This is a genomic window from Alteromonas sp. H02, assembly GCF_059682525.1.
This window is the reverse complement of sequence record NZ_CM185021.1, coordinates 2,026,181-2,052,316: the sequence shown is the minus strand read 5'-3', so window position 1 is coordinate 2,052,316 and position 26,136 is coordinate 2,026,181. Positions and strand designations below refer to the sequence as shown.

General features: G+C 48.5%; 27 protein-coding genes and 4 tRNA genes. 5 read left to right on the top strand and 26 right to left on the bottom strand.

Features of this window, described 5'->3' with window-relative positions; all coding sequences use genetic code 11:
• Positions 1-5 precede the first annotated feature (5 nt).
• Together AC566Q_RS09405 and AC566Q_RS09400 are read right to left on the bottom strand one after the other, a co-directional pair.
• Positions 6-1,043 carry an efflux RND transporter periplasmic adaptor subunit gene (locus tag AC566Q_RS09405; protein WP_499616064.1) on the bottom strand — a complete coding sequence of 346 codons (1,038 nt, stop codon included), beginning with the start codon at positions 1,041-1,043 and terminating at the stop codon, positions 6-8.
• Complete coding sequence (locus AC566Q_RS09400) at positions 1,036-2,712, bottom strand: ABC transporter transmembrane domain-containing protein (RefSeq protein WP_499616061.1); 1,677 nt, start codon at positions 2,710-2,712, stop codon at positions 1,036-1,038. Before AC566Q_RS09400 ends, AC566Q_RS09405 begins: the two co-directional genes overlap by 8 nt.
• Positions 2,713-2,832: 120 nt before the next feature.
• Here AC566Q_RS09400 and AC566Q_RS09395 point away from each other — a divergent pair, with 120 nt between their 5' ends.
• The 4 genes from AC566Q_RS09395 to AC566Q_RS09380 all read left to right on the top strand — a co-directional run bounded on the left by AC566Q_RS09395 (position 2,833) and on the right by AC566Q_RS09380 (position 5,553).
• On the top strand, positions 2,833-3,747 hold the full coding sequence (locus tag AC566Q_RS09395) for a LysR family transcriptional regulator (protein WP_499616058.1): 915 nt from the start codon (positions 2,833-2,835) through the stop codon (positions 3,745-3,747).
• Positions 3,748-3,935: 188 nt separating this feature from the next.
• Complete coding sequence (locus AC566Q_RS09390; RefSeq protein WP_499616056.1) at positions 3,936-4,613, top strand: YehS family protein; 678 nt, start codon at positions 3,936-3,938, stop codon at positions 4,611-4,613.
• Between the two features lie 33 nt (positions 4,614-4,646).
• Positions 4,647-5,150 carry a hypothetical protein gene (locus AC566Q_RS09385; RefSeq protein ID WP_499616054.1) on the top strand — a complete coding sequence of 168 codons (504 nt, stop codon included), beginning with the start codon at positions 4,647-4,649 and terminating at the stop codon, positions 5,148-5,150.
• Positions 5,151-5,172: 22 nt separating this feature from the next.
• Positions 5,173-5,553, top strand: a complete 381-nt coding sequence (locus tag AC566Q_RS09380) for a VOC family protein (RefSeq protein ID WP_105936044.1) — start codon at positions 5,173-5,175, stop codon at positions 5,551-5,553.
• A 407-nt stretch (positions 5,554-5,960) separates the two neighbouring features.
• Here the strand turns inward: AC566Q_RS09380 and AC566Q_RS09375 are convergent, their stop codons facing one another.
• From AC566Q_RS09375 to aspS, 19 genes are all read right to left on the bottom strand, one after another.
• The gene (locus AC566Q_RS09375) at positions 5,961-6,890 is read right to left on the bottom strand and encodes a hypothetical protein (protein ID WP_499616051.1); all 930 of its coding nucleotides are present in this window, start codon (positions 6,888-6,890) and stop codon (positions 5,961-5,963) included.
• Between the two features lie 270 nt (positions 6,891-7,160).
• Positions 7,161-7,251 (bottom strand) — tRNA-Ser (locus AC566Q_RS09370).
• 110 nt (positions 7,252-7,361) lie between these two features.
• Positions 7,362-8,420, bottom strand: coding sequence for a quinolinate synthase NadA (gene nadA, locus AC566Q_RS09365; RefSeq protein WP_499616048.1), 1,059 nt, complete (start codon positions 8,418-8,420; stop codon positions 7,362-7,364).
• A gap of 318 nt (positions 8,421-8,738) precedes the next feature.
• Positions 8,739-8,814, bottom strand: a tRNA-Lys gene (locus tag AC566Q_RS09360).
• 46 nt (positions 8,815-8,860) lie between these two features.
• Positions 8,861-8,936: transfer RNA gene (locus AC566Q_RS09355), tRNA-Lys, on the bottom strand.
• A 26-nt stretch (positions 8,937-8,962) separates the two neighbouring features.
• Positions 8,963-9,038: transfer RNA gene (locus tag AC566Q_RS09350), tRNA-Lys, on the bottom strand.
• Between the two features lie 222 nt (positions 9,039-9,260).
• Positions 9,261-10,022 carry a tol-pal system protein YbgF gene (ybgF, locus tag AC566Q_RS09345; RefSeq protein ID WP_105936102.1) on the bottom strand — a complete coding sequence of 254 codons (762 nt, stop codon included), beginning with the start codon at positions 10,020-10,022 and terminating at the stop codon, positions 9,261-9,263.
• Positions 10,023-10,071: 49 nt separating this feature from the next.
• Entirely contained in the window at positions 10,072-10,638 is a 567-nt protein-coding gene (gene pal / locus AC566Q_RS09340; RefSeq protein ID WP_105936047.1) for a peptidoglycan-associated lipoprotein Pal, read from the bottom strand.
• A gap of 45 nt (positions 10,639-10,683) precedes the next feature.
• Positions 10,684-12,042: a Tol-Pal system beta propeller repeat protein TolB gene (gene tolB / locus AC566Q_RS09335; RefSeq protein WP_105936103.1), complete on the bottom strand. Its 1,359-nt coding sequence runs from the start codon at positions 12,040-12,042 to the stop codon at positions 10,684-10,686.
• 5 nt (positions 12,043-12,047) lie between these two features.
• On the bottom strand, positions 12,048-12,818 hold the full coding sequence (gene tolA / locus AC566Q_RS09330; protein ID WP_240622023.1) for a cell envelope integrity protein TolA: 771 nt from the start codon (positions 12,816-12,818) through the stop codon (positions 12,048-12,050).
• Positions 12,819-12,832: 14 nt separating this feature from the next.
• The gene (gene tolR, locus AC566Q_RS09325; protein WP_105936048.1) at positions 12,833-13,255 is read right to left on the bottom strand and encodes a protein TolR; all 423 of its coding nucleotides are present in this window, start codon (positions 13,253-13,255) and stop codon (positions 12,833-12,835) included.
• Between the two features lie 28 nt (positions 13,256-13,283).
• Entirely contained in the window at positions 13,284-13,967 is a 684-nt protein-coding gene (gene tolQ / locus AC566Q_RS09320; RefSeq protein ID WP_123324142.1) for a protein TolQ, read from the bottom strand.
• Complete coding sequence (gene ybgC, locus AC566Q_RS09315) at positions 13,957-14,358, bottom strand: tol-pal system-associated acyl-CoA thioesterase (protein ID WP_499616044.1); 402 nt, start codon at positions 14,356-14,358, stop codon at positions 13,957-13,959. The genes tolQ and ybgC overlap by 11 nt, the downstream gene beginning before the upstream one ends.
• Positions 14,359-14,832: 474 nt before the next feature.
• Positions 14,833-15,018 carry a YgaP family membrane protein gene (locus AC566Q_RS09310; protein ID WP_105936051.1) on the bottom strand — a complete coding sequence of 62 codons (186 nt, stop codon included), beginning with the start codon at positions 15,016-15,018 and terminating at the stop codon, positions 14,833-14,835.
• 99 nt (positions 15,019-15,117) lie between these two features.
• The gene (gene ruvB / locus AC566Q_RS09305; protein WP_499616040.1) at positions 15,118-16,122 is read right to left on the bottom strand and encodes a Holliday junction branch migration DNA helicase RuvB; all 1,005 of its coding nucleotides are present in this window, start codon (positions 16,120-16,122) and stop codon (positions 15,118-15,120) included.
• A 62-nt stretch (positions 16,123-16,184) separates the two neighbouring features.
• Positions 16,185-16,817, bottom strand: coding sequence for a Holliday junction branch migration protein RuvA (gene ruvA / locus AC566Q_RS09300; RefSeq protein WP_499616037.1), 633 nt, complete (start codon positions 16,815-16,817; stop codon positions 16,185-16,187).
• 42 nt (positions 16,818-16,859) lie between these two features.
• Positions 16,860-17,381 (bottom strand): crossover junction endodeoxyribonuclease RuvC, encoded by a 522-nt coding sequence (ruvC, locus tag AC566Q_RS09295; protein ID WP_240622029.1) that lies wholly within the window; start codon positions 17,379-17,381, stop codon positions 16,860-16,862.
• A complete protein-coding gene (gene nudB, locus AC566Q_RS09290; protein ID WP_499616034.1) occupies positions 17,378-17,818 on the bottom strand; it encodes a dihydroneopterin triphosphate diphosphatase in 441 nt (146 codons plus the stop codon). Before nudB ends, ruvC begins: the two co-directional genes overlap by 4 nt.
• Positions 17,818-19,581: an aspartate--tRNA ligase gene (gene aspS, locus AC566Q_RS09285; RefSeq protein WP_499616031.1), complete on the bottom strand. Its 1,764-nt coding sequence runs from the start codon at positions 19,579-19,581 to the stop codon at positions 17,818-17,820. Before aspS ends, nudB begins: the two co-directional genes overlap by 1 nt.
• A gap of 196 nt (positions 19,582-19,777) precedes the next feature.
• Between aspS and AC566Q_RS09280 the strand changes: the two genes are divergently transcribed.
• Positions 19,778-20,665 carry a DUF72 domain-containing protein gene (locus AC566Q_RS09280; protein WP_499616028.1) on the top strand — a complete coding sequence of 296 codons (888 nt, stop codon included), beginning with the start codon at positions 19,778-19,780 and terminating at the stop codon, positions 20,663-20,665.
• Positions 20,666-20,680: 15 nt separating this feature from the next.
• On the opposite strand, the gene AC566Q_RS09275 is transcribed toward AC566Q_RS09280, so the two are convergent.
• From AC566Q_RS09275 to AC566Q_RS09255, 5 genes are all read right to left on the bottom strand, one after another.
• Positions 20,681-22,105 carry a hypothetical protein gene (locus tag AC566Q_RS09275; protein WP_499616025.1) on the bottom strand — a complete coding sequence of 475 codons (1,425 nt, stop codon included), beginning with the start codon at positions 22,103-22,105 and terminating at the stop codon, positions 20,681-20,683.
• 165 nt (positions 22,106-22,270) lie between these two features.
• Positions 22,271-23,611: a sigma 54-interacting transcriptional regulator gene (locus AC566Q_RS09270; protein ID WP_105936059.1), complete on the bottom strand. Its 1,341-nt coding sequence runs from the start codon at positions 23,609-23,611 to the stop codon at positions 22,271-22,273.
• Positions 23,608-24,189 (bottom strand): hypothetical protein, encoded by a 582-nt coding sequence (locus tag AC566Q_RS09265; RefSeq protein WP_499616022.1) that lies wholly within the window; start codon positions 24,187-24,189, stop codon positions 23,608-23,610. The genes AC566Q_RS09270 and AC566Q_RS09265 overlap by 4 nt, the downstream gene beginning before the upstream one ends.
• Before the next feature lie 2 nt (positions 24,190-24,191).
• On the bottom strand, positions 24,192-25,649 hold the full coding sequence (locus AC566Q_RS09260) for a sensor histidine kinase (RefSeq protein ID WP_499616019.1): 1,458 nt from the start codon (positions 25,647-25,649) through the stop codon (positions 24,192-24,194).
• Positions 25,650-25,704: 55 nt separating this feature from the next.
• Entirely contained in the window at positions 25,705-25,953 is a 249-nt protein-coding gene (locus tag AC566Q_RS09255; protein WP_105936062.1) for an EF-hand domain-containing protein, read from the bottom strand.
• Between the last annotated feature and the right edge of the window lie 183 nt (positions 25,954-26,136).

The window sequence follows — 26,136 nt, the reverse complement described above, 5'->3', positions numbered from 1 at the left end:
GCCCCCTACCAGCCTGGAGCAGACGAACTGGCCTGCGTGGCCGGTTTCTGGGGCGGGAAGTTATTCAGCTGTCGCCATAACTCGTAACCCAGGCGCACTTCTTCGAGCAGGATCCAGGCTTTCACCCGACTACCTAAGCGGGCAATGCTTTCCTCCGGCCAGGGCATCTCGGACTCATCGGGCTTTATCCACACCTGAAAGGCACCGGTGGCATCCGCCACAGGCTCAACATAAGTGACTACCCCACCAAAGGTGCCAACGGCCGTGCCAGGCCAGCCGCTAAACTGAAACACCGGCCAGCCCTCAAACTGCAGGCGGGCTTTTGCGCCGGGCTTCACCAGTGGTGCATCCAGCCCGCTGATGATCACCCGTACCGTGCGCTCGGCGTTTTTCGGGATAAACTGCGCCAGCACATCACCGGCTTTCACAAAAGTTGAACCACCGCCGTTAAACAACCGCAGGATAGTACCGTCCACCGGTGCCGTTTTGGTCATGGTGGCCTGACGGGAGAGCACCATGGACACCTGATTGATGTCGGCCAATGATGAAGCCGCCTTAGCTTTTAGCTCCTGTACTTTGATCAGCGCCGCTTCCACATCTTTACGGGATACCAGCCCCTGCTCCTGAAGTGCCTGCTGGCGTTGCAGGTTGCTTTCGGCATTGGCAACAGCGGTTTCATTGGCCTGATGAGCCAGCCTTGTGGCCGCTAACTGCGACTGCAGTTTTTCCAGTCGCTGGGCATCCACATCAATGAGCGTAACAATGGGATCGCCAGCTCTCACCTGCATTCCCTCTCGTACATGCCAGGTTTGGATCTGGCCATCAACCAGCGCTGAAATCGCCTGCATACGATCGACCGGATCCAGTGAGTCTATCGCACCCGAGCCATGTGCGGTTTGGATCCACGGCGTAAAGTAGAGTCCAGCTGCCACCACCAGCACTAAAAAGGCAATCACCCAACACACTACCTTATGCACGCTGGGAATAATTTGCGCTGGCAAGGAGGTGATATTTTGCATAAAACGGTTTTCAGCTTTACTCATGACCGTCTCCTTTGTTGTCGGCAACGCTGTCTTCCACGTATAACACGTCCTGCAAGTTTAAGGTGGCATTAAACATGCCTTTCAGCGGCGTATTGGTAAAGTATAAAACCGTGCAGTCCAGCCGGTCGATGCGCTCCAGCAAGCGTACTTTTATACTTTGAGGAATGGCGTCGAAATGTTGATTGATCACCAGTACCTGTGGCTTGGAAAGGACAGCGGCAGCCAGTTTTAACAACAAGAATTCCAACGGCTGCAGGGGAGCGCCCAATACCGAAATACGCGTTGCAATCCCCTCCTCCATATTATCAATAACTTCATCTAGTCCGACGTACTCCAGGGCTTTACGCACCTCTGCTACGGTTGCCTCAGGGGCCGCCAGACGCAGGTATTCTTCGATGGTACACTCCACAATCAATGAGCGGTCGAGCGTACTCACGGCCTGCCTTAATTCGTACATATCGTAGTCGAACAAACTGTAATCACCGAGCAGAATCTCCCCTTTTGCCGGGCGTTCAAAGCGCTTAAGAAAACCTACCAGCTGCTTTTGTACCCAGCTCTTACGGGTAGTAATAAAGTATTTATGGCCCGCCTCCAGCGTGGCATCCAGATAACAACTGTCATCAAAATGGCTCAGGGCCAGGCGTTTAAACACCAGCTTGGAAGAAGAAGGAATGCGTGCGCCGTCATCATGAGTTTCTTCCTGCGGGATAACCAGTGCAGAGCCTATTTTTTCTGCTGCACCGTACAACTCGTAGTACAGTTTAAGATACTGGCTGAACCTCGAGATCCCAAAGAACACCGCCGACATAATCAGCTCTGCCGCAACAAGCTGACCAATCGACAGTTGCCCTTGCACAACCAGAAAGCCGCCAAGGCCGAGCAAGGTAGCACTGGCAAAGGCATACAGGAGTAAAAAGGACACCGCCTGGGAAAAGGTAAAAGTAAAATGGCCCTTGTGTTTAGCAATGTAGTTTTTGATAAAGCTTTCGGTATTACGCCCGGCGTATTCCATATGATCGGAGGATTTAAAAAACTCATGGGCAGCCGCCACATCGTTTAACCACTTCGCGGTATCATATTTGGTTTGAGATAACTCAATAGCAGTGCGTTTCGCGCCCGGGCCCCATACTTTCCACACCAGGTACATCACCAGCAATATGATCATATTGAGTACAAACAAAAACGGGTGATAAAACGACACCAGGGTAAAACCCACAATAATTTGTAGCACTAAGGCAAACCCATCGACCATCAGTGATGGAATGTTTTTCTGCAATGTCATGATGTCGAAATAGCGGTGGGTAATCGACGTGTTACGCCGCCCTTCAAAAAAGCTATGGGGCGCCATAATGGTTTTAAGCCCCAGTTGTGAAACCAGCCGGGTGTACACACGGCGCTCGTAGTACTCCATCACCCGCATACGCAGCGCACTGAAAATGCCCGATACAAAAAGTGTAGTAAACAGGATCGCTGCCAGAATCGTTACGGCGCGGATAGAGCCTATGTTGGCAATACTGTTGATCAGGGTTTGCACCGCAATCGGCACGGCCAGGGTGAGCAAACTGATTGCCACACCATATACCGCTGCCACACCAAAAAAGCCGCCTTCCGGCTTTAATAAGGAAATCAGGTACTTTCTGGTTTGTCGTAAATCGATGTGTTTTTCCATTTCAATATTTATCCAACTAAAGATAAGAATGCAAAATCATTTACTAAAGGCAATAATAAAACGACCACAAAAAAGAATAAAACTGTTATATTCTACTATAAACATCGAATTTTCCTTATTATGCATCAACTAAACTATCATCATCTTTACTACTTTTACCTCATCGCCCGTGAAGGCAGTATCGCCAGTGCCGCTAAACTGTTGCATGTTACACCGCAAACCGTTAGCGGTCAGCTTAGTACATTTGAGAAACAACTGGGTTATTCGCTGTTTGATCGGGTGAGCAAGCGCCTCTACCTTAACAGTAAAGGTAAACTGGTTTACCAGCATGCCAGCGAAATATTTCAAAAAGGCGCCAGATTGGTTGAGTTACTCCATGCCGATAATGACATCATCGATCAGACTTTTGTTATAGGGATTACTGATGCCATCCCCAAGGTCCTGGCTTATGATTTTGTGCATTCCACCATGGCCCTGTCGAATAATGTACGCTTTATTTTCAGGGAAGGACCATTTGACTCGTTAATCAGTGACTTAGCGTTAAACCACGTCGATCTGATAATCGCCGACCGTGGGGTGGCTCCCGGTACTCAGTTAAATGCCAGCAGCTATTTTTTGGGTGAATCCCACTTAAGCTTTTTTACCAGTCATGGCCAGCTTAGTCATCATCAGGATTTCCCACGCTCGCTTAACGGCGTGAGTTTATTGTTACCGGGCATAAAATCAGGCATTACCCTTGGCCTTACAAGCTGGCTTGAAGCCAACCAGTTGCATCCCAGAATTGTGGCCGAGTTTGACGACAGCGCGCTGCTTAAAGTGTTTGGCAGCGAGGGCTTTGGCGTATTTTGCGCGCCATCAGCAATCGCTGACCACGTGGCAGATTTTTACAACGTGGCATGCATTGGCGAGATTACCGATATTACCGAGCGCTTTTATGCCATCACCGGCAAGAACCGTGCTCAGCACATATTGGTTAACCGTATCGTAGATGAGGCAAAAAACCTGCTTGGCCAGGATCAGCATAAAACTTTGTAAAAATTAGCTATGGCCAGCAACAAACAATACGTGCAAGGCCGAATTAACGTATACTGTTAACCAGCGACGTGGCACTTACCGCCACCTATTTCGGGCCTGCCTGCCTTACTGGCTCATCCTGCTGCATGCAACACGCAAATGATCCCATGGCACAACAGACCTTCGACAACCTATAAGTCCCAATTAATATGAACCACAATGATGTTTTGCGCAGAGTGCGCTTCGCCCTGCGAATAGACGATACCGCCGCCATTAATATTTTTAAGTTAGCTGGCTATAAAATGGATATTGAGTATCTGAAAGCCAACATGCGAAAAGAAGAAGAAGCGGGTTATTTGCCCTGCCGGGACAGCGTGATGGCCATGTTTCTGGATGGCCTGATCATCAAAATGCGCGGAGCGCAGTCTGATACGCCACCACCACAGCTGGCCAAGGGAGAGTTTTTAAGCAATAACGAAATTCTGCGCAAACTGCGAATTGCCCTGTCGTTTCGTGACGACGATATGCTGGAAGTGATGAAGCTCGGCAATTTCAATATGAGTAAGGGTGAAATGTCGGCGTTTTTCCGTAAGCCCGACCATCGTAATTTTAAACCCTGCGGCGATCAGGTACTGCGGTATTTTCTGCTCGGTCTGGCCCGTAAATTAAGACCCGATGTCGCTTCCCCGGTAACCGACAATGGTGCACCGGTTAACTCCCCTGCCATCAAAAAATCGCTGAAAAAGAAAGTTAAACCCAAGCGCCCGGGAGCGACTAACAAGCCGGATGAAAAGCGGACTAAGTCTGGTGGCCGCATCTCCGTATGGCATAAGCCGGATGATAGTAAGAAAGCCAAACGCCCGGCAAAACGCCGCGAGCAGGATTAGTAGCCACCAGTTAACTGATAACCACAACCTGTTATGCCATTTACACCTGTACATATGGGCCCGGGCCTGCTGATTAAAGCACTACTACAAGGTAGCTTTAGTTTGATGGTATTTGGCTGGACGCAAATTGTGATGGACGTGCAGCCGTTATGGGTGATGATTGTGGGTCACGGCCACCTGCACGGTTTTTCTCACACTATAGTCGGTAGCTCACTCATTGCTGTTTTCGCGGCGTTAACCGGTAAGTATTTATCCGAGTTTGGTCTGAGATTGTTAGGTATCGCTAAGCCCGCCCAGCCAATCATTATCGCCTGGTGGGTCGCGTTTCTGAGCGCCTTCATTGGCAGTTACAGCCACGTGGGACTGGATGCCATCATGCATGGCGATGTCCAGCCCGCGTATCCATTGACGTTGGATAACCCGTTGCTGGGAATGATATCTGTGAGTACCCTGCACAAACTCTGTCTGTACAATGGTATGCTTGGGGCGGTTATATTTTATGCCGTGCAATGGCACACCCGTAAAAAGCATTATTAACACAGTTGAGGAAATCAGCGATATGGAGCTCAATCAGGTCACCCTGCCAGTGCAGGACATGTCACAAGCGGTGCAGTTTTATTTAACCCTGGGCTTTACCCAGATTGTTGATACACCCCACTACGCGCGCTTTAGTTGCCCTGATGGCGATACCACCTTCTCACTGTCGCTGGAAGATGCCGGGATAACCAATCCTACGGTGATTTATTTTGAACATGAAGCGCTCGATGAGCTCTACGAGGAGTTACTTGAAAAGGGTATCGTTTTTGAGCAACCGCCCACAGAGCAACGTTATCTGTGGAAAGAGGCCATTTTGCACGATCCTTCTGGCAACAAAATTAAGTTGTATTGGGCCGGTGACAATCGGCTGAACCCGCCCTGGAAGGTCAACATCAAAGCCTGATAGCTTAAAAAGGCTTATGGTCCCAGCTACTGCCATTATGCAAAGTAAATAGAGTAGAATTCGCAATACCGGACAGTCATTATCCGATTTATTGATTGCCAATCTCAGCACGCAGTTTCATCCGGATATAGAGCAGTAAAACGCAAAGAGAGGACAATCATTGCGCTTTACTGTGTTTACTTTAATTATTTACCACATTCATTTTTTGGAAATGATAGCTTTATAATCAAAAAGATCAGCACTGAAACAAATGGAAAGAGCAGAAAAACAATTCCCCATACGACCATTTCGGCCTTTGAATAAAACTTATTTCTGAACAGGTAGATTGGCAATAGACTCAAGACAGATAATAAAATTATAAATGCTATTATTAACGCTAATAAATGATTATTTCCCATACCAGCCTCTTATTGAATTGTACAACGATAAGTCGCTGAACGCTTTATCGTTCCATCTGGTTCTACGGTTTCTTCGACATGTGTCACATTACACACAATATTGGAATTACCAAATCCACCAAGCGCGCCACCGCCGGTACTTGTATATCCATAATTGCTTAAATAATCGTACAAAGGCAGAGCTTCGTCCTCAGTCAGCGTTACCACTAATGGACCAAAATTATCTGAAGAATCGTCCGGTATTTTTAAAAGCGTACCGTCTTCCATAATAAGAAAAGCGCTATCTGGAAGGTATTTTAAATCTAAATTAGAAATGTCATTTAGAGTAACTTGCTCAATGTTCTCCAGTTTGAAAGTCATTACTATATTGTCAGCAAAAGTCACATTGATAGAGCTAATAACACTAAAATCAATAGATTTAAAAATAGCTCCAAGCACGTCCAAATCGCGAACTGCGGCGTTAACCAATATATACCAAGTGTTATTGATATCACTAGCAACCTGACTTTGTAGTTGCGGACTTAAAAGAACATCATACCCATTCAAAGAGCTTTCAAATGGCGAACTAAAAAAATCCTTCGTAGTACTTGAAAATTCATACCAAGCACTACCTACCTCTCCGGGCACCATATGCGATACATCTAGTGTCATATATGGAGAATTTGTTAACAAATCCATCCGATTATAAACATCATGACTACTAGCCATACCGGTAGCAATATCAAACGAATATACCGTTACTGGTATGTTATCATCTGGGTCAAACATGGGATCGGGAAAACCAATCTCCAGGGCTTTTTCATAAAGTTCCTGCCTTAAAGTGGACTCAGAACAACCATGGCAATATATTGAGTTTGTCGATGAGATACTTTGGCTTGCTTGCGCAATAGCAATCTGAGCAGAACAGAACAGAACAATTAATAATACAATTTTTGACATAAATATATCCTTATATAAGTTTAAAATGCATCGTCCTCATATCGAAGGCTATTAAAATAGAGTCAAAAGTGCAACGTTTTCGAAATAGAGAATAGTGGATAGTGGAGAATAGTGGACAGTCACGACCTGTCTTTTTGCGCAAGTAGGTGGTTATGCCGTTTCTCTGTGGTCTTGATAATACAAAGCCTCGCGAGGCGAGGCTTGCACCCGGGTTCTCATCCAATCTCTATCGGACATAAAAAAACCGGCAAAAACCGGTTTCTTTATATTTGGCGGAGAGAGAGGGATTCGAACCCTCGATACGCTATAAACGTATACACACTTTCCAGGCGTGCGCCTTCAGCCACTCAGCCATCTCTCCAAATTGTTTTTACCGCATCGCTGCGAATAAGTGCGCGTATAGTAGGTAAAGCCGCGCTTCGAATCAAGAACTACCCTTAAAAAATCAGTCAAATGCTGATTAATTAAACACTATGCGCTTTTCTTTGCTTTTAACTGTGCAGAAAAGTCCAACATTCTGTTAAGAGGAATGAGAGCTCTTTCACGCAGGGCGTCATCAACAAAGATTTCGTGAGCACTGGTATCGTCGGTAGAAAGCGACTCATAGATAGCTTCAAGGCCATTCATAGCCATCCACGGGCAGTGTGCGCAGCTTTTACACGTTGCGCCATTACCGGCCGTAGGGGCTTCTATAAACTGCTTCTCAGGCATCAGCTGCTGCATTTTATAGAAAATGCCTTTATCGGTAGCAACGATAAAAATTTGGTTAGGCATATCCTGTGCAGCCTGAATCAGCTGACTGGTAGAACCCACGGCATCGGCCATCTCAACCACGCTGGCCGGCGATTCGGGGTGAACCAGTACTGCCGCTTCAGGATAGAGTGCTTTCATGTCTTGGAGTGCTTGTGAGGAGAATTCGTCATGAACGATACACTCTCCCTGCCACATTAGCATATCAGCACCGGTTTTCTTGGCAATGTAAGAACCTAAGTGACGATCCGGGCCCCAGATAATAGGTTTGCCCAGGCTGTCTAAGTGCTCGACGATTTCAAGCGCGATACTGGAAGTAACCACCCAATCGGCACGAGCTTTAACCGCGGCTGAGGTATTAGCGTACACCACTACAGTGTGATCAGGATGCGCATCACAGAACGCAGAGAACTCTTCAATAGGACAGCCTAAGTCCAACGAGCAGGTTGCTTCCATGGTAGGCATAAAAACGCGCTTTTCGGGGCTCAGGATTTTGGCTGTTTCGCCCATAAACTTTACGCCGGCAACCAACAGCGTTTGCTCGGCGGCATCACGACCAAAACGCGCCATTTCCAGTGAATCTGCAACGCAACCTCCGGTCTCTTCTGCCAGCGCCTGAATTTCAGGTTCGGTATAGTAGTGCGCGACCATGGTTGCATTTTTTTCTTTCAGCAACGCTTTGATCTTATCTTTAAGCTGCGCTTTACGGGCGTCAGACAGCACGGCTGGTTTTGCCGGAAACGGATAATCAATCTGGTCGATACGATACGCTATTGTCATGGCTACTAAATACCTAACCTGGTTATGGCTCAACGGGCGGCGATTATACACGAGTGTCATAAAAATTTCATACACTCGGACGCTTGTTTATTAAATAATCAGAATAATGTTTACGGTTTGCCTCTCTTTGTAGATGTGGGGCTGGTGTTGCTTCTTTCAAGCAGCAGATCTAGAGCGTAGACACCACTCCTCAAGCTTTGCCCTACTACGAGCTGATAAGAGGAATAGTTTAGTGTCGAACAGCTTCGCTGGTTCGTATCCTACGCGGGCATGTATGGTTTGTTCATACAGTGATAGGGTTATTGCTATTGAGGAAGATGGTGGGTCGTGCTGGATTCGAACCAGCGACCAATTGATTAAAAGTCAACTGCTCTACCAACTGAGCTAACGACCCATCTTAATCTGGTATAAAACCGGGAGTAACCTGAGAATCTTTGAAATGGTGGGTCGTGCTGGATTCGAACCAGCGACCAATTGATTAAAAGTCAACTGCTCTACCAACTGAGCTAACGACCCATTTCAAATGGTGATAAATCGAGGAGTGGTGGGTCGTGCTGGATTCGAACCAGCGACCAATTGATTAAAAGTCAACTGCTCTACCAACTGAGCTAACGACCCTTCGATTTATCGCGTCACCTTGTCTTGGCGACGGGCGCATATATTACTCATTTCCGGCGGCGGTGCAACCTTAAAAAACGATTTATTTGTACTTTTGTGGCAAAAACCGTTTAACCGCTTAAAAACAAATCAATTCGGATGGTAATCGAACTGAATGTTCCTCAGTAAAATAAAAAAGGAGCCGCTGGCTCCTTTTTTAAACATTGATACCGCGTCAGAAAATTATAGTCTGGCCTCGGCTAATTTTCGAGCCGACGAGTCCGGATAAGTGTTAATCACTTCTTCGAATAACGCTTTAGCCCGAGCCTGATTACCTACTTTCTCGGCGATTACACCGAGTTTAAGTAATGCATCAGGACGCTTAGCTGAATCCGCAAACTTAGTCGCCACCACTTCAAATTGCGCGGCGGCATCCTGCCACTGTTGCTTATTAAACAGCAGCTGTCCAAGCCAGTAGTGGGCATTAGGCGCATAACTGCTGTCCGGAAAGCGCTCAATAAAGGCCTGAAACTCAGGGATCGCTTTATCGTACTCACGGGACTTAAGGATCAGATTTACGGCTTTTTCGTAAGCATCAGACTCCGACATCCCTGCCGCAGCGTTTGCCGTTGAAGCTGGCGTTGATGACGGCGTCACCGTTGGCTGCGTGCTGGTTACGGCCGCAGCGCCGTTGCCTGCCCCACCACTAAATCCTGACTGTTTTAACGCCTCTACGCGCTTATCGATTTCCAGATACAATTCGCGTTGTCGGTCGAGTACTTTTTGCAGTTGATTAGTATGTACCTCAACGGCTCCGCGTAGCTCGTCCAACTCGATTTGCATGTTGTCGATCTGTTGTTGCAGGCGATGTTGCATTTGCGAACGGTTATCAACTTTTCGTTCTAACACGGTTAACCGTGATTCGATGTCGTTATCATTAACGTTGTAAACAGGCGCACCTGTCGACTGCGCTAAAGCACCTAACGGCAGACACAACAAAGCCATTGCAACAGGTGCAATGGCTTTCTTATAGGATTTGTTGGGATTGCTCATCTTATTGGTAAACAATTACACCACGACGGTTCTGAGCAAATGCATACTCAGAAGAACCCATCACTTCTGGCTTCTCTTCACCGTAAGAGACTACTGAAATCTGGCTTGAGCTAACACCAGCGTTAAGCAGGTAGGTTTGTACAGATTTAGCACGACGCTCACCCAGGGCGATGTTGTACTCAGGCGTACCACGGCTATCAGTATGGCCTTCAATCACCACTTTAGTACCTGGATTCTTAATCAGGAACTCGGCATGCTTATCCAGTACCGGGAAGAAATCAGATTTGATATTTGAACGGTCGAAATCAAAATAAACAGTCTGTTCATTCTGCAGAGCCTGCAGCTCTTGTTTAACCATTTCTTCAGCCATTTGCTGACGTTTTACTGCTTCAGCCTTAACGCGCGCTTCTTCTGCTTCCTGAGCGGCTTGCTCTTCAGCGGCTTGTTGTTGCGCGATGCGGTTACGCTCTGCAGCCAGTTCCTCTTCGCTAGGACCTGATGAACATGCCATCATAGTCACCACTGGCAGGGCGATGATGAAGCTCTTCATTACTTTATTCATTTGCATCCTCTTAATCCTTATACTTATATCGTTGTGATTCTATCAAATCTGTTAAAACAAATAAGGTGACCAGCTCGGCGATTTAACCTGCCCGTCAGCCACCGGTAATCTCGCTTTAAAGCGCCCATCCAGTGACACCAACGACAATACCTGAGTATCCCCGTATAATGTACTATAAATTATCATGCTTCCATTCGGAGCGATACTGGGAGATTCATCTAAATAGGTTCTCGTCAGTACCTGAATCGCACCGCTATCCACATCTTGTCTGGCAATGTGGTAGTCGCCGCGGGTCCTGTTCACCAAAACGACCTCCTGGCCGTCGGGTGTAAAAGTGGCTCCTAAGTTCTGTTCACCTTCAAAGGTTAAACGCCTAACTGTGCCAGTATCTAAATTTACGCGATAAATCTGTGGTTTACCACCCCGTTCGGAGCTAAATATCAGACTCTTGCCATCAGGAGCCCAGGCTGGCTCGGTATCAATTGCCCGATTTCGGGTAATTCTGCGTAAATTTTTACTGGCTAAATCCATAACATAGATTTCAGGGTTCCCATCTTTCGACAGTACCATGGCCATCTGCTTGCCGTCTGGCGAGAACACCGGGCTGCCGTTAATACCCGGGAAATTCGTGATCCGCTCACGCTCCATGGTATAAATATTCTGCACAAAAATTTGCGGGCGTTTGTTTTCAAAACTCACATAGGCAAGTTTTTCGCCATCCGGAGACCATGATGGTGACATTAATGGCTCTGGCGACGACAGCAATCGGGTTTCGTTAAAGCCATCGTAATCCGCGATTACCAGCTGATAAGGAAGCTTCACCTTAGTACGGTCGCGCACAATCACGTATGCGATACGAGTTAAAAACGCCCCCTTAACACCGGTCAGTTTTTCATAGATGACATCACTAATTCGGTGCGAGTATTGTCTGAAATCATCGCCGCCAATGACCACCGCACGTTCATCAATAATATGGTCTTTACTGTTAATCAGACCGCCGTCTTTATTAAGTACTTTCGACTGACCACCGGTTATTTGTCCGCGCAGCACATCAATGATCTCAAAACTCACCAGATAGCGGTCGACGCCTTCAGGCTTAACGCTGCCGACTACCACGGTATCAATACCCTGCGCCGCCCAGGCACCGTAGTTAACTTCGCTATCGGTAGACGGGTATTCCGGCATAGCTGAACGCGCAACCGGGTTAAACTTGCCACTGCGGCGTAAGTCGTTCATCACCACATCGGTCAGATCACCGGGTAACATGCCCTCGCCTTCCCATTTAAAAGGCACCACCGCAATAGGCCGGGCACTGTCCACGCCTTCAGTGATTACAATTTCCAGCGCAGCATGTAACTGACCAACCACGCTAAAATAGGCCAGGGTAATCCATAAACCCAGTTTTCTCATAGGCATTACAACTCCACCTTCAAATCAATGTCTTTAAGTTCTTCGTAAACCGCCGGGTCTTCTGACATAGGCAGTGTTTCAGCGCGTCTTACCGCACTTTCGGCAGCCCTGCACAATGCGCTATCGCCGTCGACTATGCTGACCTGGGAAACAAAACCGGTGGTTGCCAGTTTTAATTTCAGCCGGCAGCTCTTACCTTTAAAGTCTGCATTCAGATAGCGCATGATGGTTTGTTGTATCATTATTTGATAACGCTCAACTTCCGACAATACCTGCTGGCGACGCTGCTGCTGCATAGCCGCCTGCTCTTTCGCTAACTGCTCTTGCATAATTCTTTCCATTTCGGCGCGTTCTTTTGCCTCTTTGGCTTTACGCGCCGCTTCGGCTTTCTCGGCCGCTTCGCGCTCTTTGCGTTCCTGTGCCTTTTGTTCGGCTAACCGGCGCAATTCAGACTGGCGTTTTGCTTCTGCCGCTTCCCGGGCTTTTTGCTCACGGGCTTTGCGTGCAGCCGCTTCCTGGCGCTTTCGTTCTTCAGCCGCTTGGCGTTTGCGCTGCTCTTCGGCCCGGGCCTGAGCTTCTGCCTGGGCCTGGGCTCGCTGCTGATCGTAAATAGCCTGCGCATCTATAAAAGTAGCTTTAATCACCGGCGCAGGCGTACTGTTGGCCACTGGCATTACCGGTGACGATGACAAACTGACGCTTATTAGCAACACTATCACAAGGAGCAGGTGCAAACCCAGTGATTTAACTAAGGCCGATTTATCCGCTTGATCCACAATCTGCGCCTGTTTTACTTTTCAACCGGATCGGTCATCAGGCCGACCGAAGGCACACCCGCTTTTTGCAGCAGTACCATCAATTGAATCACTTCGTTATAGGCAACCTGGCCATCCCCTTTAACCACTACCGGCGTGTCAGGGCTTTGCTTTAACTGCGCCTGAACCAGTGCCGCCATTTCTTCTTCATCAACGGCCTGCTCCTGGTTATCGCCCAGATTAAGGTAGTAATCGCCCTTAATATCCACCGACGCAATAATGGGTGGTTTATCTTCCTGCTCTATGGGCTGGGCGCTGGCTTTGGGTAAATCCACTTTAACGCCCTGGGAGATCAAAGGAGCGGTAACCATAAAGATAATCAGCAGCACCAGCATTACGTCGATGTAAGGCACCACGTTTATTTCAGAAACCGGACGACGGCGTTTACGCACATACATAGCGGGACTCTCCTGTTAACTTAGGATGTTATGCGCTTTGCTGCGACGCATGGGCCTGACGCTGCAGGATGGCTGAAAACTCTTCCATAAAGTTGACGTAACTGTTTTCCAGTTTCTCTACCTGGTGGCTAAAGCGGTTATAGGCAATCACCGCAGGGATCGCGGCAAATAAACCTATCGCGGTGGCTATCAGTGCTTCAGCAATCCCCGGCGCAACCATAGATAATGTAGCCTGTTGAACTTCGCCCAGTGCAATAAAGGCGTTCATAATACCCCATACGGTGCCAAATAAGCCGATATAAGGGCTGATAGAGCCGGCCGTGGCAAGGAATGACAGGCGGCTTTCAAGGTTGTCCACTTCCCGTGATAACGCCACGCGCATTGCCCGGTAGGTACCGTCGACAACCACATTAGCGTTGGTATTGCTTTTACGCAGGCGCACAAACTCTTTAAAGCCAGCACAGAAGATATGGCCCATACCACTCACCTGCTCTTCGCTGGAGAGTTGTTGGTATAAGCGGTTAAGATCGGCGCCCGACCAGAACTCATCTTCAAAGTTCTTCATTTCGCTGCGTGCACCGTTAAGTGCTTTCTGACGCTGAAAAATGAACGCCCAGGAGGCAATGGAAACACTGATTAGCAATAACATAACCAGCTGTACTACAAAGCTTGCCTGTAAAAACAAGCCTATAAAGGTTAAATCAGATGACACGCGAAAATTCCCCTAACATTGCCTCTGGTATCCGACGCGGCTGCATATTGGCCAAATCCACACAGGCGATTTTTGCTTGCACGGTAACCAGAAGTTTCTGATCCTGTGCATTTATAATATCTTGTTTAAATGTCATGCTAGCGCCCTTCAATTCTACAATGTGCGAGTGAATACTCAACATTTGATTGAAGCGAGCAGGCGCATTATTGTGCATTTCAACGTGTTTGACGACAAAGGCAATGTTTTGTTCCAGCAATTCGTCTTGTTCGAAGCCTAAATCTCTAAGCCACTCGGTTCTGGCCCGCTCCGCAAACTTTAAATAATTAGCGTAATACACTATGCCACCGGCGTCGGTATCTTCGTAGTAGACCCGTATACTGAGTGTGTGCACCTTGAAATCTCTGTTAATTAAGATGCTTCACATGGTAGGTAAAAGGCGGTTTGCTGTCTATAGCGCCTGAGAACTACGACCAAATAAATGTATCGCAAGATGAATTGCATCAGCCACCAGAAATCTACCGCAAAAGCTTAATATTACTAGGCTAAGGATAAAAATCCCCGCCGTTAACATTTCATTTACAGATTAGTTTTTCTAATCTTAAAACTAAAATATTCTCAATTGTGAGCAACCAAATTATCTCTATAATACGCCTCATCAAGTCGACAGATGAATGAGTTCTCTATTTATTGCCTGTTAGACATGAGTTCCCTGGATTTTTTCCTTCAACACTTGTTGTTCTCACCCCGCTTCTCTGAAGCGGGTTTTTTTTGCCTGTTTTTCGGGTGATTTTATTTTTCGCACAAACACAGTAAACCACAATACAGCACTCTGTATCATCATAATGTCACTCGGGATATTAGCGGCTCAGTCTTTTTTACAGGAAGAAATACCGAATGGCAGGTATAACGGGCAAAAATTAATAATGCCGGTGAGCAGAATTATGGCGCCAACTGCACCCCACCAGGACTGGTAATACACGCCAGCCGAAATGATGAGTAGTCCAAATACGACCCTTAGTACTTTATCTATGCCACCAACGTTTGCGTTCATTTGTTATCCTCCACTGATACGATAATGTCATCGCTATAGTAGATACGCTGGCAAGTTGAATATTGATTAAAATCAGACCCTGGTCTTGTAGGGCAGCTATTAGCTGCCCACCTGAAATCCCAGATGCAGATAAGCGCGTTGGGTGGCTATGCGTCCGCGCGGGGTGCGCTGCAGGAAGCCCTGCTGAATAAGGAAGGGCTCAATAACATCTTCAATGGTTTCTTTTTCTTCGCCAATGGCCGCAGCGAGGTTTTCCAGGCCTACCGGACCGCCATCAAATTTTTCGATGATGGCATTTAGCAGCTTGCGGTCCATGTAGTCAAAACCTTCTTTATCCACATCGAGCATATCCAGTGCAGCGGCCGCTACCCCACCATTTACCGTCCCATCCGATTTAATCTCGGCGTAATCCCGCACCCGGCGCAATAGCCGATTGGCAATACGCGGTGTACCACGAGACCGCTTAGCCACTTCAAACGCACCGCTCTCGTCCATTTCCAGTTGCATATAATGCGCGCTGCGAGCAACGATGTCGGTGAGATCTTTTACCGAATAAAATTCCAGACGCTGAACAATGCCAAACCGGTCTCTGAGCGGTGAAGTTAGTGAGCCAGCCCGGGTGGTCGCTCCTACCAGTGTAAAGGGCGGTAAATCCAGTTTAATGGAACGCGCTGCCGGCCCTTCGCCAATCATAATGTCTAACTGATAGTCTTCCATGGCCGGATAGAGTATTTCTTCCACCACCGGGCTTAAGCGGTGAATTTCGTCAATAAACAACACATCGTTGTGCTCCAGGTTGGTCAGCAGCGCCGCTAAATCACCGGCCTTCTCGAGGACGGGCCCGGACGTAGTTTTAATGTTTACCCCCATCTCATTGGCCACGATGTTGGCCAGTGTTGTTTTCCCCAACCCCGGCGGGCCAAAAATCAGCAAATGATCAAGCGCGTCTTCGCGACGACGGGCAGCTTCAATGAAGATTTCCATCTGTTCGCAGACATGTGGTTGCCCGGTATAATCCTGCAACAGCTTAGGCCGAATCGCCCGGTCAATCACGGCGTCTTCGTCGCTTTCACTGGCAGATATTAAACGGTCTGCTTCAATCATTTACTGTTCTCTCTATCACTGCTGATACTTATTGCTGAATTCAACACGCCACTGACTGGCGCTTACAAAGCGGCTTTTAGCGCCTGGCGAATGAGGGCCTCGCTATCCATACCGTCCTGATACACCGCATTCACCATTTTGCTTGCCTGCGGCGGTTTATAACCTAACGCTACCAATGCGCTCATGGCTTCTTCTTTTACGCCGCTGAGCGCCACAATAGCGTTTTCGCCACCATTGTCGAGACTACCAGCAACAAGCAGTTCACTGCCGGATGTTTCTAAATTCTGGGTAAACTTGGCCAGCCGGTCGCGCAACTCTACCACTAATCGCTCTGCGGTTTTTTTGCCGATACCGGGTAGCCTGGTCAGCGAGGTTACGTCTTCGTGCTGAACCACCTGTAAAAACTGTTTAGCAGACATTCCGGATAAGATTGCCAACCCCAGTTTCGGCCCCACGCCATTAGCCTTAATAAGCTCACGAAACAGGCCACGCTCCAGTTTATCGGCAAAGCCAAATAGCAGCTGGGCATCTTCACGCACCACAAAATGCGTGTATAACGTGCAGGTCTCTCCCACCGCGGGTAACTGGTAAAAACTGGTCATGGGAAGCTGCAGCTCATAACCCACACCGCCTGCATCTACCAACACATCAGGTGGTGCTTTTTCCAATAGCTGGCCGTGAATACGTCCAATCATGATATTCTTTTACTCCGTTTTGCTATGCTCGAAGTGAGGCGTTTACCGCAACCGACCGCGTACCGTTTTACGCGCCTGGCCGGCTAACTTCACCAGGTTTTGCTCACTGTGGGCATGACATAATGCCACTGCCAGCGCATCGGCCGCATCGGCCTGCGGTGTGCCGGATAACCCTAACAGGTGTTTCACCATATGCTGCACCTGGGTTTTATCGGCGCCACCGGTGCCTACCACAGCTTGCTTTATTTGCCGGGCGGAATACTCTGACACACTTAAACTGGCCTGCGTTGCGGCAATCATCGCCGCTCCCCTGGCATGGCCCAGCTTTAATGCTGAGTCGGGGTTGCGGGCCAGAAACACCTGCTCAATGGCCAGGCAATCCGGTTTAAACTGCTCGATTAACTCACTCACACCAATAAAAATTTTGTCCAGCCGGGGCGCCAATGGTTTATCGGTTAAACGAATACAACCGCTGGCCACATAATGTAATTTGCCCTGATGCCGACGAATTAAACCATAGCCGGTGACGCGAGAACCTGGATCTATACCCAGTATTACCATTATTTTGACTCAGGTACAAATGCCAGAATGGCAGCTTGATTAGAAGGTGACCAAACACGCTCTGCGGCAACGGATTTTTCAACCCATTCGTAAGCGGAGTGTTCGGTTAAGATGATAGGTGCCTGACTGCTGATTTGTACTACGAACACGTATTCTGTGTTCACAAAGGCATCGGGGGGATAGCGGTAGCGCCACTCGGGGCGGATCTCATACTGATTAATGTGCTGGCAATCAATAATGTCACCTGACTCGGGAGACAGCATAAGGCCAGTTTCCTCAGCGACTTCACGATAGGCTGTCGCGAGCGGCAGTTCGCCTTCTTCGATGGTGCCGGTCACCGACTGCCAGAAATCCGCATCATCATTGCGCTGCATAATAAGCACCTGGTTGTGCTCATTGTAGAGCACAACCAGGACCGACTCGGGACGCTTATAAGCCATTATTCGGCGTCTTTCTTCACTGTTGCGATGGCCAAATCGGCCAGTTGCTGAGGATTAGCCGGGCTCGGCGCATCGGTCAGCGGACAAGCGGCAGTGGTGGTTTTCGGGAACGCCATCACATCACGGATAGAGGTAGCACCGGTCATCAGCATCACCAGACGATCAAGGCCGAAAGCCAGACCAGCGTGTGGTGGTGCACCGTAGCGCAGCGCCTCAAGCAGGAAGCCAAATTTCAGCTCGGCTTCTTCTTTCTCAATACCCAGAATGCTGAACACTGCCGATTGCATGGCCTGGTCGTGGATACGAACCGAACCACCGCCTAATTCAACACCATTTAACACCATGTCATAGGCATCAGATAAAGCGGTTTCAGGCGCTTGTGCCAGTTGCTCCGGCGTTAAGTTGCGCGGTGCAGTAAACGGATGGTGCAGCGCGTGCAACTGACCATCGGCTTCTTCGAACATTGGGAAGTCAACCACCCACAGCGGGCGCCAATCACCTTCCAACAACTCAAAATCTTCACCCAGCTTCAGGCGTAATGCCCCCATGGCTTCGGTAACAACCGTTGCATTATCAGCGCCAAATAACAGAATATCGCCATCTTCAGCACCGGTACGAGCAAGGATTTCACTAACGATTTCAGCGTTAAGGAATTTAAGGATTGGCGACTGTAACCCCTCCAGGCCGTTGGCTTTTTCGTTAACTTTGACCCAGGCCAGGCCTTTCGCGCCGTAGATACCAACAAACTTGGTGTACTCATCAATTTGCTTACGCGACAGTGATGCACCACCCGGTACCCGGATAGCGGCAACGCGTCCTTTCGGATCGTTAGCCGGACCACTAAACACTTTAAAGTCAACGTTAGCCAGCAGATCTGCCACATCGGTCAGTTCCAGCGGGTTACGTAAGTCCGGCTTGTCACTACCATAGCGCTTCATCGCTTCGGCGTAGGTCATTTGCGGGAAGTCGCCTAAGTCCACATCAAGCATTTGCTTAAACAAATCGCGGATCAGACCTTCGGTAATGGCCATTACGCCATCAGCGCCTAAAAAGGTGGTTTCGATATCGATTTGGGTAAATTCAGGCTGACGATCGGCACGTAAATCTTCGTCACGGAAGCACTTAACGATTTGGTAGTAGCGGTCCATCCCCGACATCATCAGCAATTGCTTAAACAATTGTGGAGACTGCGGCAGAGCAAAGAATTCACCTTTGTGGGTACGGCTTGGCACCAGATAATCACGAGCCCCTTCCGGCGTAGCTTTGGTCAGGATTGGCGTTTCGATATCCAGAAAACCTTCGCCTTCAAGGTAACGGCGTACTGCTGCGGTAACCTTGGCGCGAAACTGCAGTTTGTTGCTCATTACCGGGCGACGCAGATCAAGATAACGATAGCGCAAACGCTGCTCTTCAGAGTTTTCCTGGTTCCAGTCCAGTGGTAACACGGCAGACTTATTAAAGATTTCCAGGCCAGTACCAAGAATTTCCACTTCACCGGTGGTCATTTGCTTATTTACCTGGCCTTCAGGACGAGCGCGCACCGTACCGGTTAACTTGATACAGAATTCGGCACGCAGTGTATTGGCCAGCGCCTGCACTTCAGGTAAATCAGGGTCAAAAACGACCTGTACTAAACCTTCGCGGTCGCGCAGGTCGATAAAAATCAGGCCACCCAAGTCGCGGCGTTTGTTTACCCAGCCACACAGCGTGACTTCTTGTCCAATATAAGATGCGTTAATTTTCCCACAGTAATCTGTGCGCATGGTCTTCGACCCCTAATTACTTTGTTAGCTATTTTGTGGTTGCGTGAAGGTGCTGGCTATACCGACCTGAATCTACCGATAATCACCTGATTATTCCTTTACCTGCTTTACCGGCATGAGGATAATGACCGCCAACACGTCTGTTATGTTTTAAATTTAAGGCCGCATAGTATAAACAAATGCTACCCAAAGCCCAATGACAAATATCCAATCAACCAGCACATTAGGCCCTGTTTTTATCGGTCTTCCCCAATGGCAGCACAGTAGCTGGCCAAAACGCTGGTTTGCTAACCGATCGGGCACGCAACTGGCCGATTACGCAAGGCAACTAAACAGTGTTGAGGGAAATACCACATTTTATCACCTACCCTCGCCTCAGACCTTGGATAACTGGGCAGCGGCAACACCAGCAGATTTTCGTTTCACGTTTAAATTTCATAGTGACATCAGTCACAAAAGCAGCTTACAGCATTGTGACCACCTGGTAACGGAGCAACTTAATCTGCTGGCTCGCTTAGAGCATCGATTGGGCCAGCTGATGCTGCAGTTACCCGCCGGATTCGGTCCCGCTCAGCTACCGGTACTGGAAGCATTCCTTAAGCGTTTATCGCCGGCTTTCAGTTATGCGGTGGAAGTCCGTCATCTGGCATTCTTTGCCAAGGGTGAGGAAGAGAAAGCCCTTAACAGGCTGCTTATGACGCATGGTGTTAACCGTGTGATAATGGATACCCGGGCTTTGTTTACCGGGCCAGAGGATAGTGCGCTGACGGCCGAAGTGCGAACCAAGAAGCCACGGGTGCCAGTGAATGTTATCGCTACCTCAAATCAGCCGGTAATGCGCTTTGTGGGTAACAATAACGAGCAGGACAATGCGGCCTGTTTACAACCCTGGATAGATAAATGTCAGCAATGGCGGAAACAGGGTAAAGCCTGCTATTTATTTTTTCATCGTCCCGACAATCAGGACGCGCCCTGGTTGGCTCAGCAGTTTATTGCAGCGTATAATCAGCGTTTTCCGGACGCTGCCATACCAGCACTACACTTTGCTCCAGACCAGGATGATCTGCAAAACCAACTGTTCTGATAAACCTGATTGGGTTTAAGTACGCGAGCGTGAACTGCGTCGGCGACGAGTGGAATGTTTCTGGTTTTTGAGGCGAATATAGAAGTAGCTTAATACGGCGATAACGCCCATAAGTAAGCCAACAATAACAATTAACAGGTTATTAAAAGTGGCTTCTTTGCTGACCGCTTCTTTTTCACTTTCGAGTGTTTGATTGAGCGACAGAATTTCTCGCTGAGTGCTGCGCTGCATGGCTGCGAAATCCTGAGAAATCTGATCCATTGTGAGGCTTAATACACGGTTTCGCTCTGCGTCCATCCAGGCAATCAGCTCTTCATAGGCTGATGTAATACCTGCAATATTATTATTCGCTGCGGCAAGACCAACCTGATTGAGTAAATGTTGGCGGGTAGTCAGGTAAGTCAATAAAACGTCTTCCTCATTGCCCATCGTCACCGACGCCTGTAGCGACTTTGCGGCAGACAGATCACCGGATTCAATCAAATAAGTAATTTTATTCAGAGTATATAACTTTGGCGCTGAAAGTTGCGGGTGTTCATCCAGCCAGTCTTCAATTTTACGGTTCCAGCGTACCACCAGATCCATGTTCTGTTGCTGCACATTCGCATGCATAAGCCAGTAGCCAGCAATAAACTGCCCTTTGATACTGCCACTTTCAGCACTCTCTTCCAGCAGCGTAAGGGCAACCGTCTCCATGTCCTGCCACTGATTATCTGCTGCCATAATAGCCAGTAACTTATCGTGTAGCGCTATGCCAGCTTCGCCGCCAACATCTTTTGAAAAGTCGACCAACTGACGAACTTTTTCCAGTGCCCGGTCAAACCACTGCATGGCAACCAGTAACTCTATTTGCTGATTCAACACTTCACGCCAGCTGACATAATTACTTTGTGCCCAGAACGCTTCCTGAGCCTGATTAAAGTATTCCAGCGCCGACATAACGTTGCCGGTCTGAATATCTGCCACACCAATATCAAACAATATTTGTGCTTTATCTTCAGCGGATAAACGACGGGATAGCAGACCAAGCAACTGTTGTTTACTCGACTCTACGTCATCGGGAGAAGCGATGGCCTGATAGCGCAGTTTGGCCCGCAAAGTAAATGCCTGTGAACGATAATCCTGACGACGAACGGCTGTGGTCAGCACTTCATCGGCCATGCTGCGAACGGGTTCGAAGTTTTCCTGCTGTGCTGTGATAAGTAACTTGTAAGCCAGAATAGCATTTTCTGCAGCATCGGCATGCAATGCATTGGCGCTGACGAGTAACTCATTAACCTGGTCGATTTGTAGATTGGCGGGCGTATTTTTTGCGCGAATAATGTCATTTAACCGGGTGACGATCTGCGATTCTTTCATTGCCTGTGCCTGAGCAGGCTGTCCACAAAATATGACAATAAAGCTTGCTACAATAATCCAGATGTTAATACGTGCTTCCATCACTACCGGTCAAAAGTATACTGTCGTCCAATATCGACACACTATCCCATGACTGACTCTTTTTGCCAACCTAAAAATGGCTGCTGTTTACGCTTTATTAACTATCGATGGAAGGCCCGGATACCCGGAGGACGTTGTCCCCCGGCGTTACCAGATAAGATCAGCCTAGCGGAAGTCGCCGGCGTCGAGGCTATGTTTTTTCATCAATTTATGCATGTCGGTGCGGTTGCGGCCGGCGAGCTCAGCTGCACGGGTGACATTACCGTCGGTCATTTTAAGCAGTTTAAACAGATATTTCTGTTCAAAGGCATCGCGGGCTTCGGTCAGGGTTGGCCAGCTTTGACGCGTGGCAGACAGCGCCTGTTCAACCAGGTGTAACGGCACCACAGGCGTTTGCGTGAGGGCGACACACTGCTCCACCACGTTTACCAGCTGGCGTACATTGCCCGGCCAGTCACTTTTTACCAGTAATTGCATGGCATCTTCAGAAAACTGAGTAACCTTTACACCGTGGCGCTCAGCACTTTGTTTGAGCAGGCTGCGGGCCAGTAGCGGAATATCTTCGCTGCGTTGTTTTAGTGCAGGTAATTTAAGGTTAACCACATTCAGGCGATAAAACAGATCTTCCCGAAAACTGCCCTCTTCCATTTCCTTGTGTAAATCTTTGTGCGTTGCAGAAATCACCCGGACATCGATATCCACCGACTTACTGCTGCCCACCGGTCGGATCTGACGTTCTTGTAGTGCACGGAGTAACTTAACCTGCAGAGTCATGGGCATATCGCCAATTTCGTCGAGGAACAAGGTGCCGCCATGAGCTTCTCTGAACAGGCCCTGGTTAGCGGTAACGGCGCCGGTAAAAGCCCCTTTTACGTGACCGAATAATTCTGACTCCAGCAGGTTCTCCGGCAGCGCGCCGCAGTTAATAGCGACAAACGGGTAATCCGCACGGTCGCTGGCGCGATGTATAGCATTTGCCAGCAACTCTTTACCTGTACCGCTGGCGCCGGTAACCAGCACACTGACTTCCCGCTTGGCAATACGGTATGCCTGATCAAGCACATGCAACATTTCGGGTGAACGGGTAATAATTTCCTTACACCACTCGCCCGGCTCGGCGGCTTTTGAATGTTGCAGCGCCTTGCCCAGCAACTCCCGTAATTTATCGTGATCCACCGGCTTGGTTAAGAAGCCGAATACGCCGCGCTGGGTTGCCTCAACGGCGTCGGAGATGGTGCCGTGGGCAGTCATCAGGATCACCGGGATATCAGAGCGGATGGCCATAATTTCTTCAAACAGACTGAGACCGTCCAGCCCCGGCATGCGCAGGTCACTTAGCACCAGATCAAAGGTACCGGTATTGATTTTTTTGAGGGCTGCCTGGCCATCTTCAACTGCGGTTACCTGAAACCCTTCGCTTTGCAGACGAATGGTCATTAAGCGTAACAGGCTTTGATCGTCATCGACCAAAAGAATATGCGATGGCTGCTCTGCGTTAACACTCACTGCTGTGTCTCCTCTTCCTGACTCATCAGGTTTGATTCGATATTGAGTAATGCCTCAAGCTGGGCTTTTAACTCATTAATTTGGTTTTCCTGGGCCTCAATGGTTTTATCCTGGCCGTTATTCATTTTGCTGAGCAGTGTTACTGCCGACTCAAACTCCAGCATATGTTCACTCGGCTTATGAATAATCGCTTTCATGCGCTGCTGATTTGCTGGCGATAATGCCGGCAGCAGTTGTTCAAACCAGTGCTGAGCGCGCAATCTGGCTTTGTAGGGTGTATTAACCGGCTGCGACAAAATGACTTTTTGCAACAACATGTCGGGGGCATCCCCAAGCTGCTCAATCAGTGATTCCCGCTTTGGCCAGGTCATTTGATCAACCTGGGCCCAATAATCAAGCCAGAAGCTTAAATCACAGCGGGCCGGATCCAATTGCATGTCTGACTGAAACACACAATCGTCCTCACTCGCCTCCAGCGTCGGTTGATAGTTGTCAGGCTGAGTCTGGGGTTCCTTTTCCGGTGTTAACGTACAACCGGTTAAAATAAGAGCTGCGCTCAGGGCAGCAAAGTGCTTCATTGTTATTGGTCTTCCTGCTGAGGGATTACAACCCGAAAACAAACCTCGGCGTAATCTACGTCAATCACATTTACTTCTCCGTGCATGATCCTGGCGCAATCGGCCACAATGGACAATCCCAGTCCGGTGCCTATTACATTATCGTTCCGGGCACCATCGCCCCGCACAAAGGGTTCAAATAAATTACTAATTTTTTCCGGGGGGATTTTGTTACCGTGATTCGCTACGTCGATCAGCGCGGTACCATCATCAACAGCTACCCGGATGTAAATGGTTTTGTCTAACGCACCATGCGCCACGGCATTAGACAACAAATTATCGAATATGCGGCGCAACAGTTCAGCGTCTGCGCTGATCGTGCTGGCTTCAATATTCACCGCTAATTTATGGTTCTGCAAGGCCAACTGATAATCTTCGATACACTGACTAACCATTTGTTCCACATCGACGCGGGTAAAACTGGCCTGGGCCTGCTGCAACAGCAGATTGTAATCCAGCAGTTTCTCGATCAACGTGTTTAACCGCGACGTACTGCTGGCCAGTAAACTCATTACCTCTTGCTGGGGTTCGGATAATGCCCCCACCGTGCCATCAGTAAGTAAAGCACACCCTTCCTTTATACTCGCTAACGGGGTTTTTAATTCGTGAGCGGCGTGTCTTAGCAGTGCAGTGCGAATATGCTCCAGTTGCGCCAGCCGCTCGCCCAGCCAGTGAAGATCTTTCTCTACACCGACCAGTTCTTTGGGTGCCCGGGTCGACAGCGGCGGCAATCGGCCTTGTTGTCTGGCAAGCATGCGGATGATTAATTTTAACTTACGCACCGGGTTGATAACCAACTGGCTGCCTAACAAAATCAGCGCCAGCGATACCGATACTAACAATGCGCTCAGCCAGGACTGCTTAGCCTGCATGTCTGCCACGTCCTGGCGCTGTACCGTTAAGCGCGCCTCAATGGCATCATCCACACTTTCGTGAACATCCACCAGCGCTGTGCGCAAACGTCCCAGCCCGGGCGCTAAATCGGCTTCGCTGGTAAAGGCTGACAAAGATTTAAGTTCGGCCAGAACAGTATTTACCGATTCACAGCCATCTACGCTGACCTTAGCATCACACAATGCCGCATAGCGTTCATCAAAACGTATTAACGCATTTTGCACCAACCGTTCCGCGACGTCGTTTTTAAGTACCTGATACTGGCGCAAAGCACGCTCAAGCACCACGCTGGCACTTTCGAGTTGTTGCACTTTCGAGACGATACCCGCTATTTGCTGAGTTTCATCAATGGTCATCCGACTAACTCTGGTTAAGTCAGTATGACTTTGCCACAACAAGGCGGCCAACGGGATGAGGGCAACTAAAAAGCTGCCGATAATGAGCTGACGTAACGACCCTAAACGCAAGAGCGAACCACTATCTATTAAACGTGACGCAAGCATCGCATAGCGTTGAGAGTTCGACAACGTGTTAACGCCTATTTGGCAAATTCACCGGACTAAATGGCTGCAAAACGCTGATTTACACTGACAGCGACAGTACTTCACGGCCATAATCTGAACTGATTAATTCGGCTTCACTGATTTTGCCATCTTCGTTGATATCGATGTCACCAAACTCGCGCAACAAATCGGTGTTTTTTACTGCTTCGCGCAGGGTAATAAATCCATCATCGTCAGAGTCCATCTTTTCCATGAATTCCTGACTGGTTGGAATCGCTGCTGCTGAAAAGGTTGTTACCGCTGCTAAGGCCAGAATAATAGTACGCATGGCTGTCTCCGCTTATTGTCTTTATTCGGTTATGTTTCCTTACCAGAGCAGAACTCGTACCAAAACATCATTTTATATACTTTTCATATACTTAAATATAATCACCAGATATTTCGGCGTTCTGACAACACTTATTTGTTGCTATTAAGCAACAGTTCTTTGCAAGAAAGGCCCGCTCGTTAG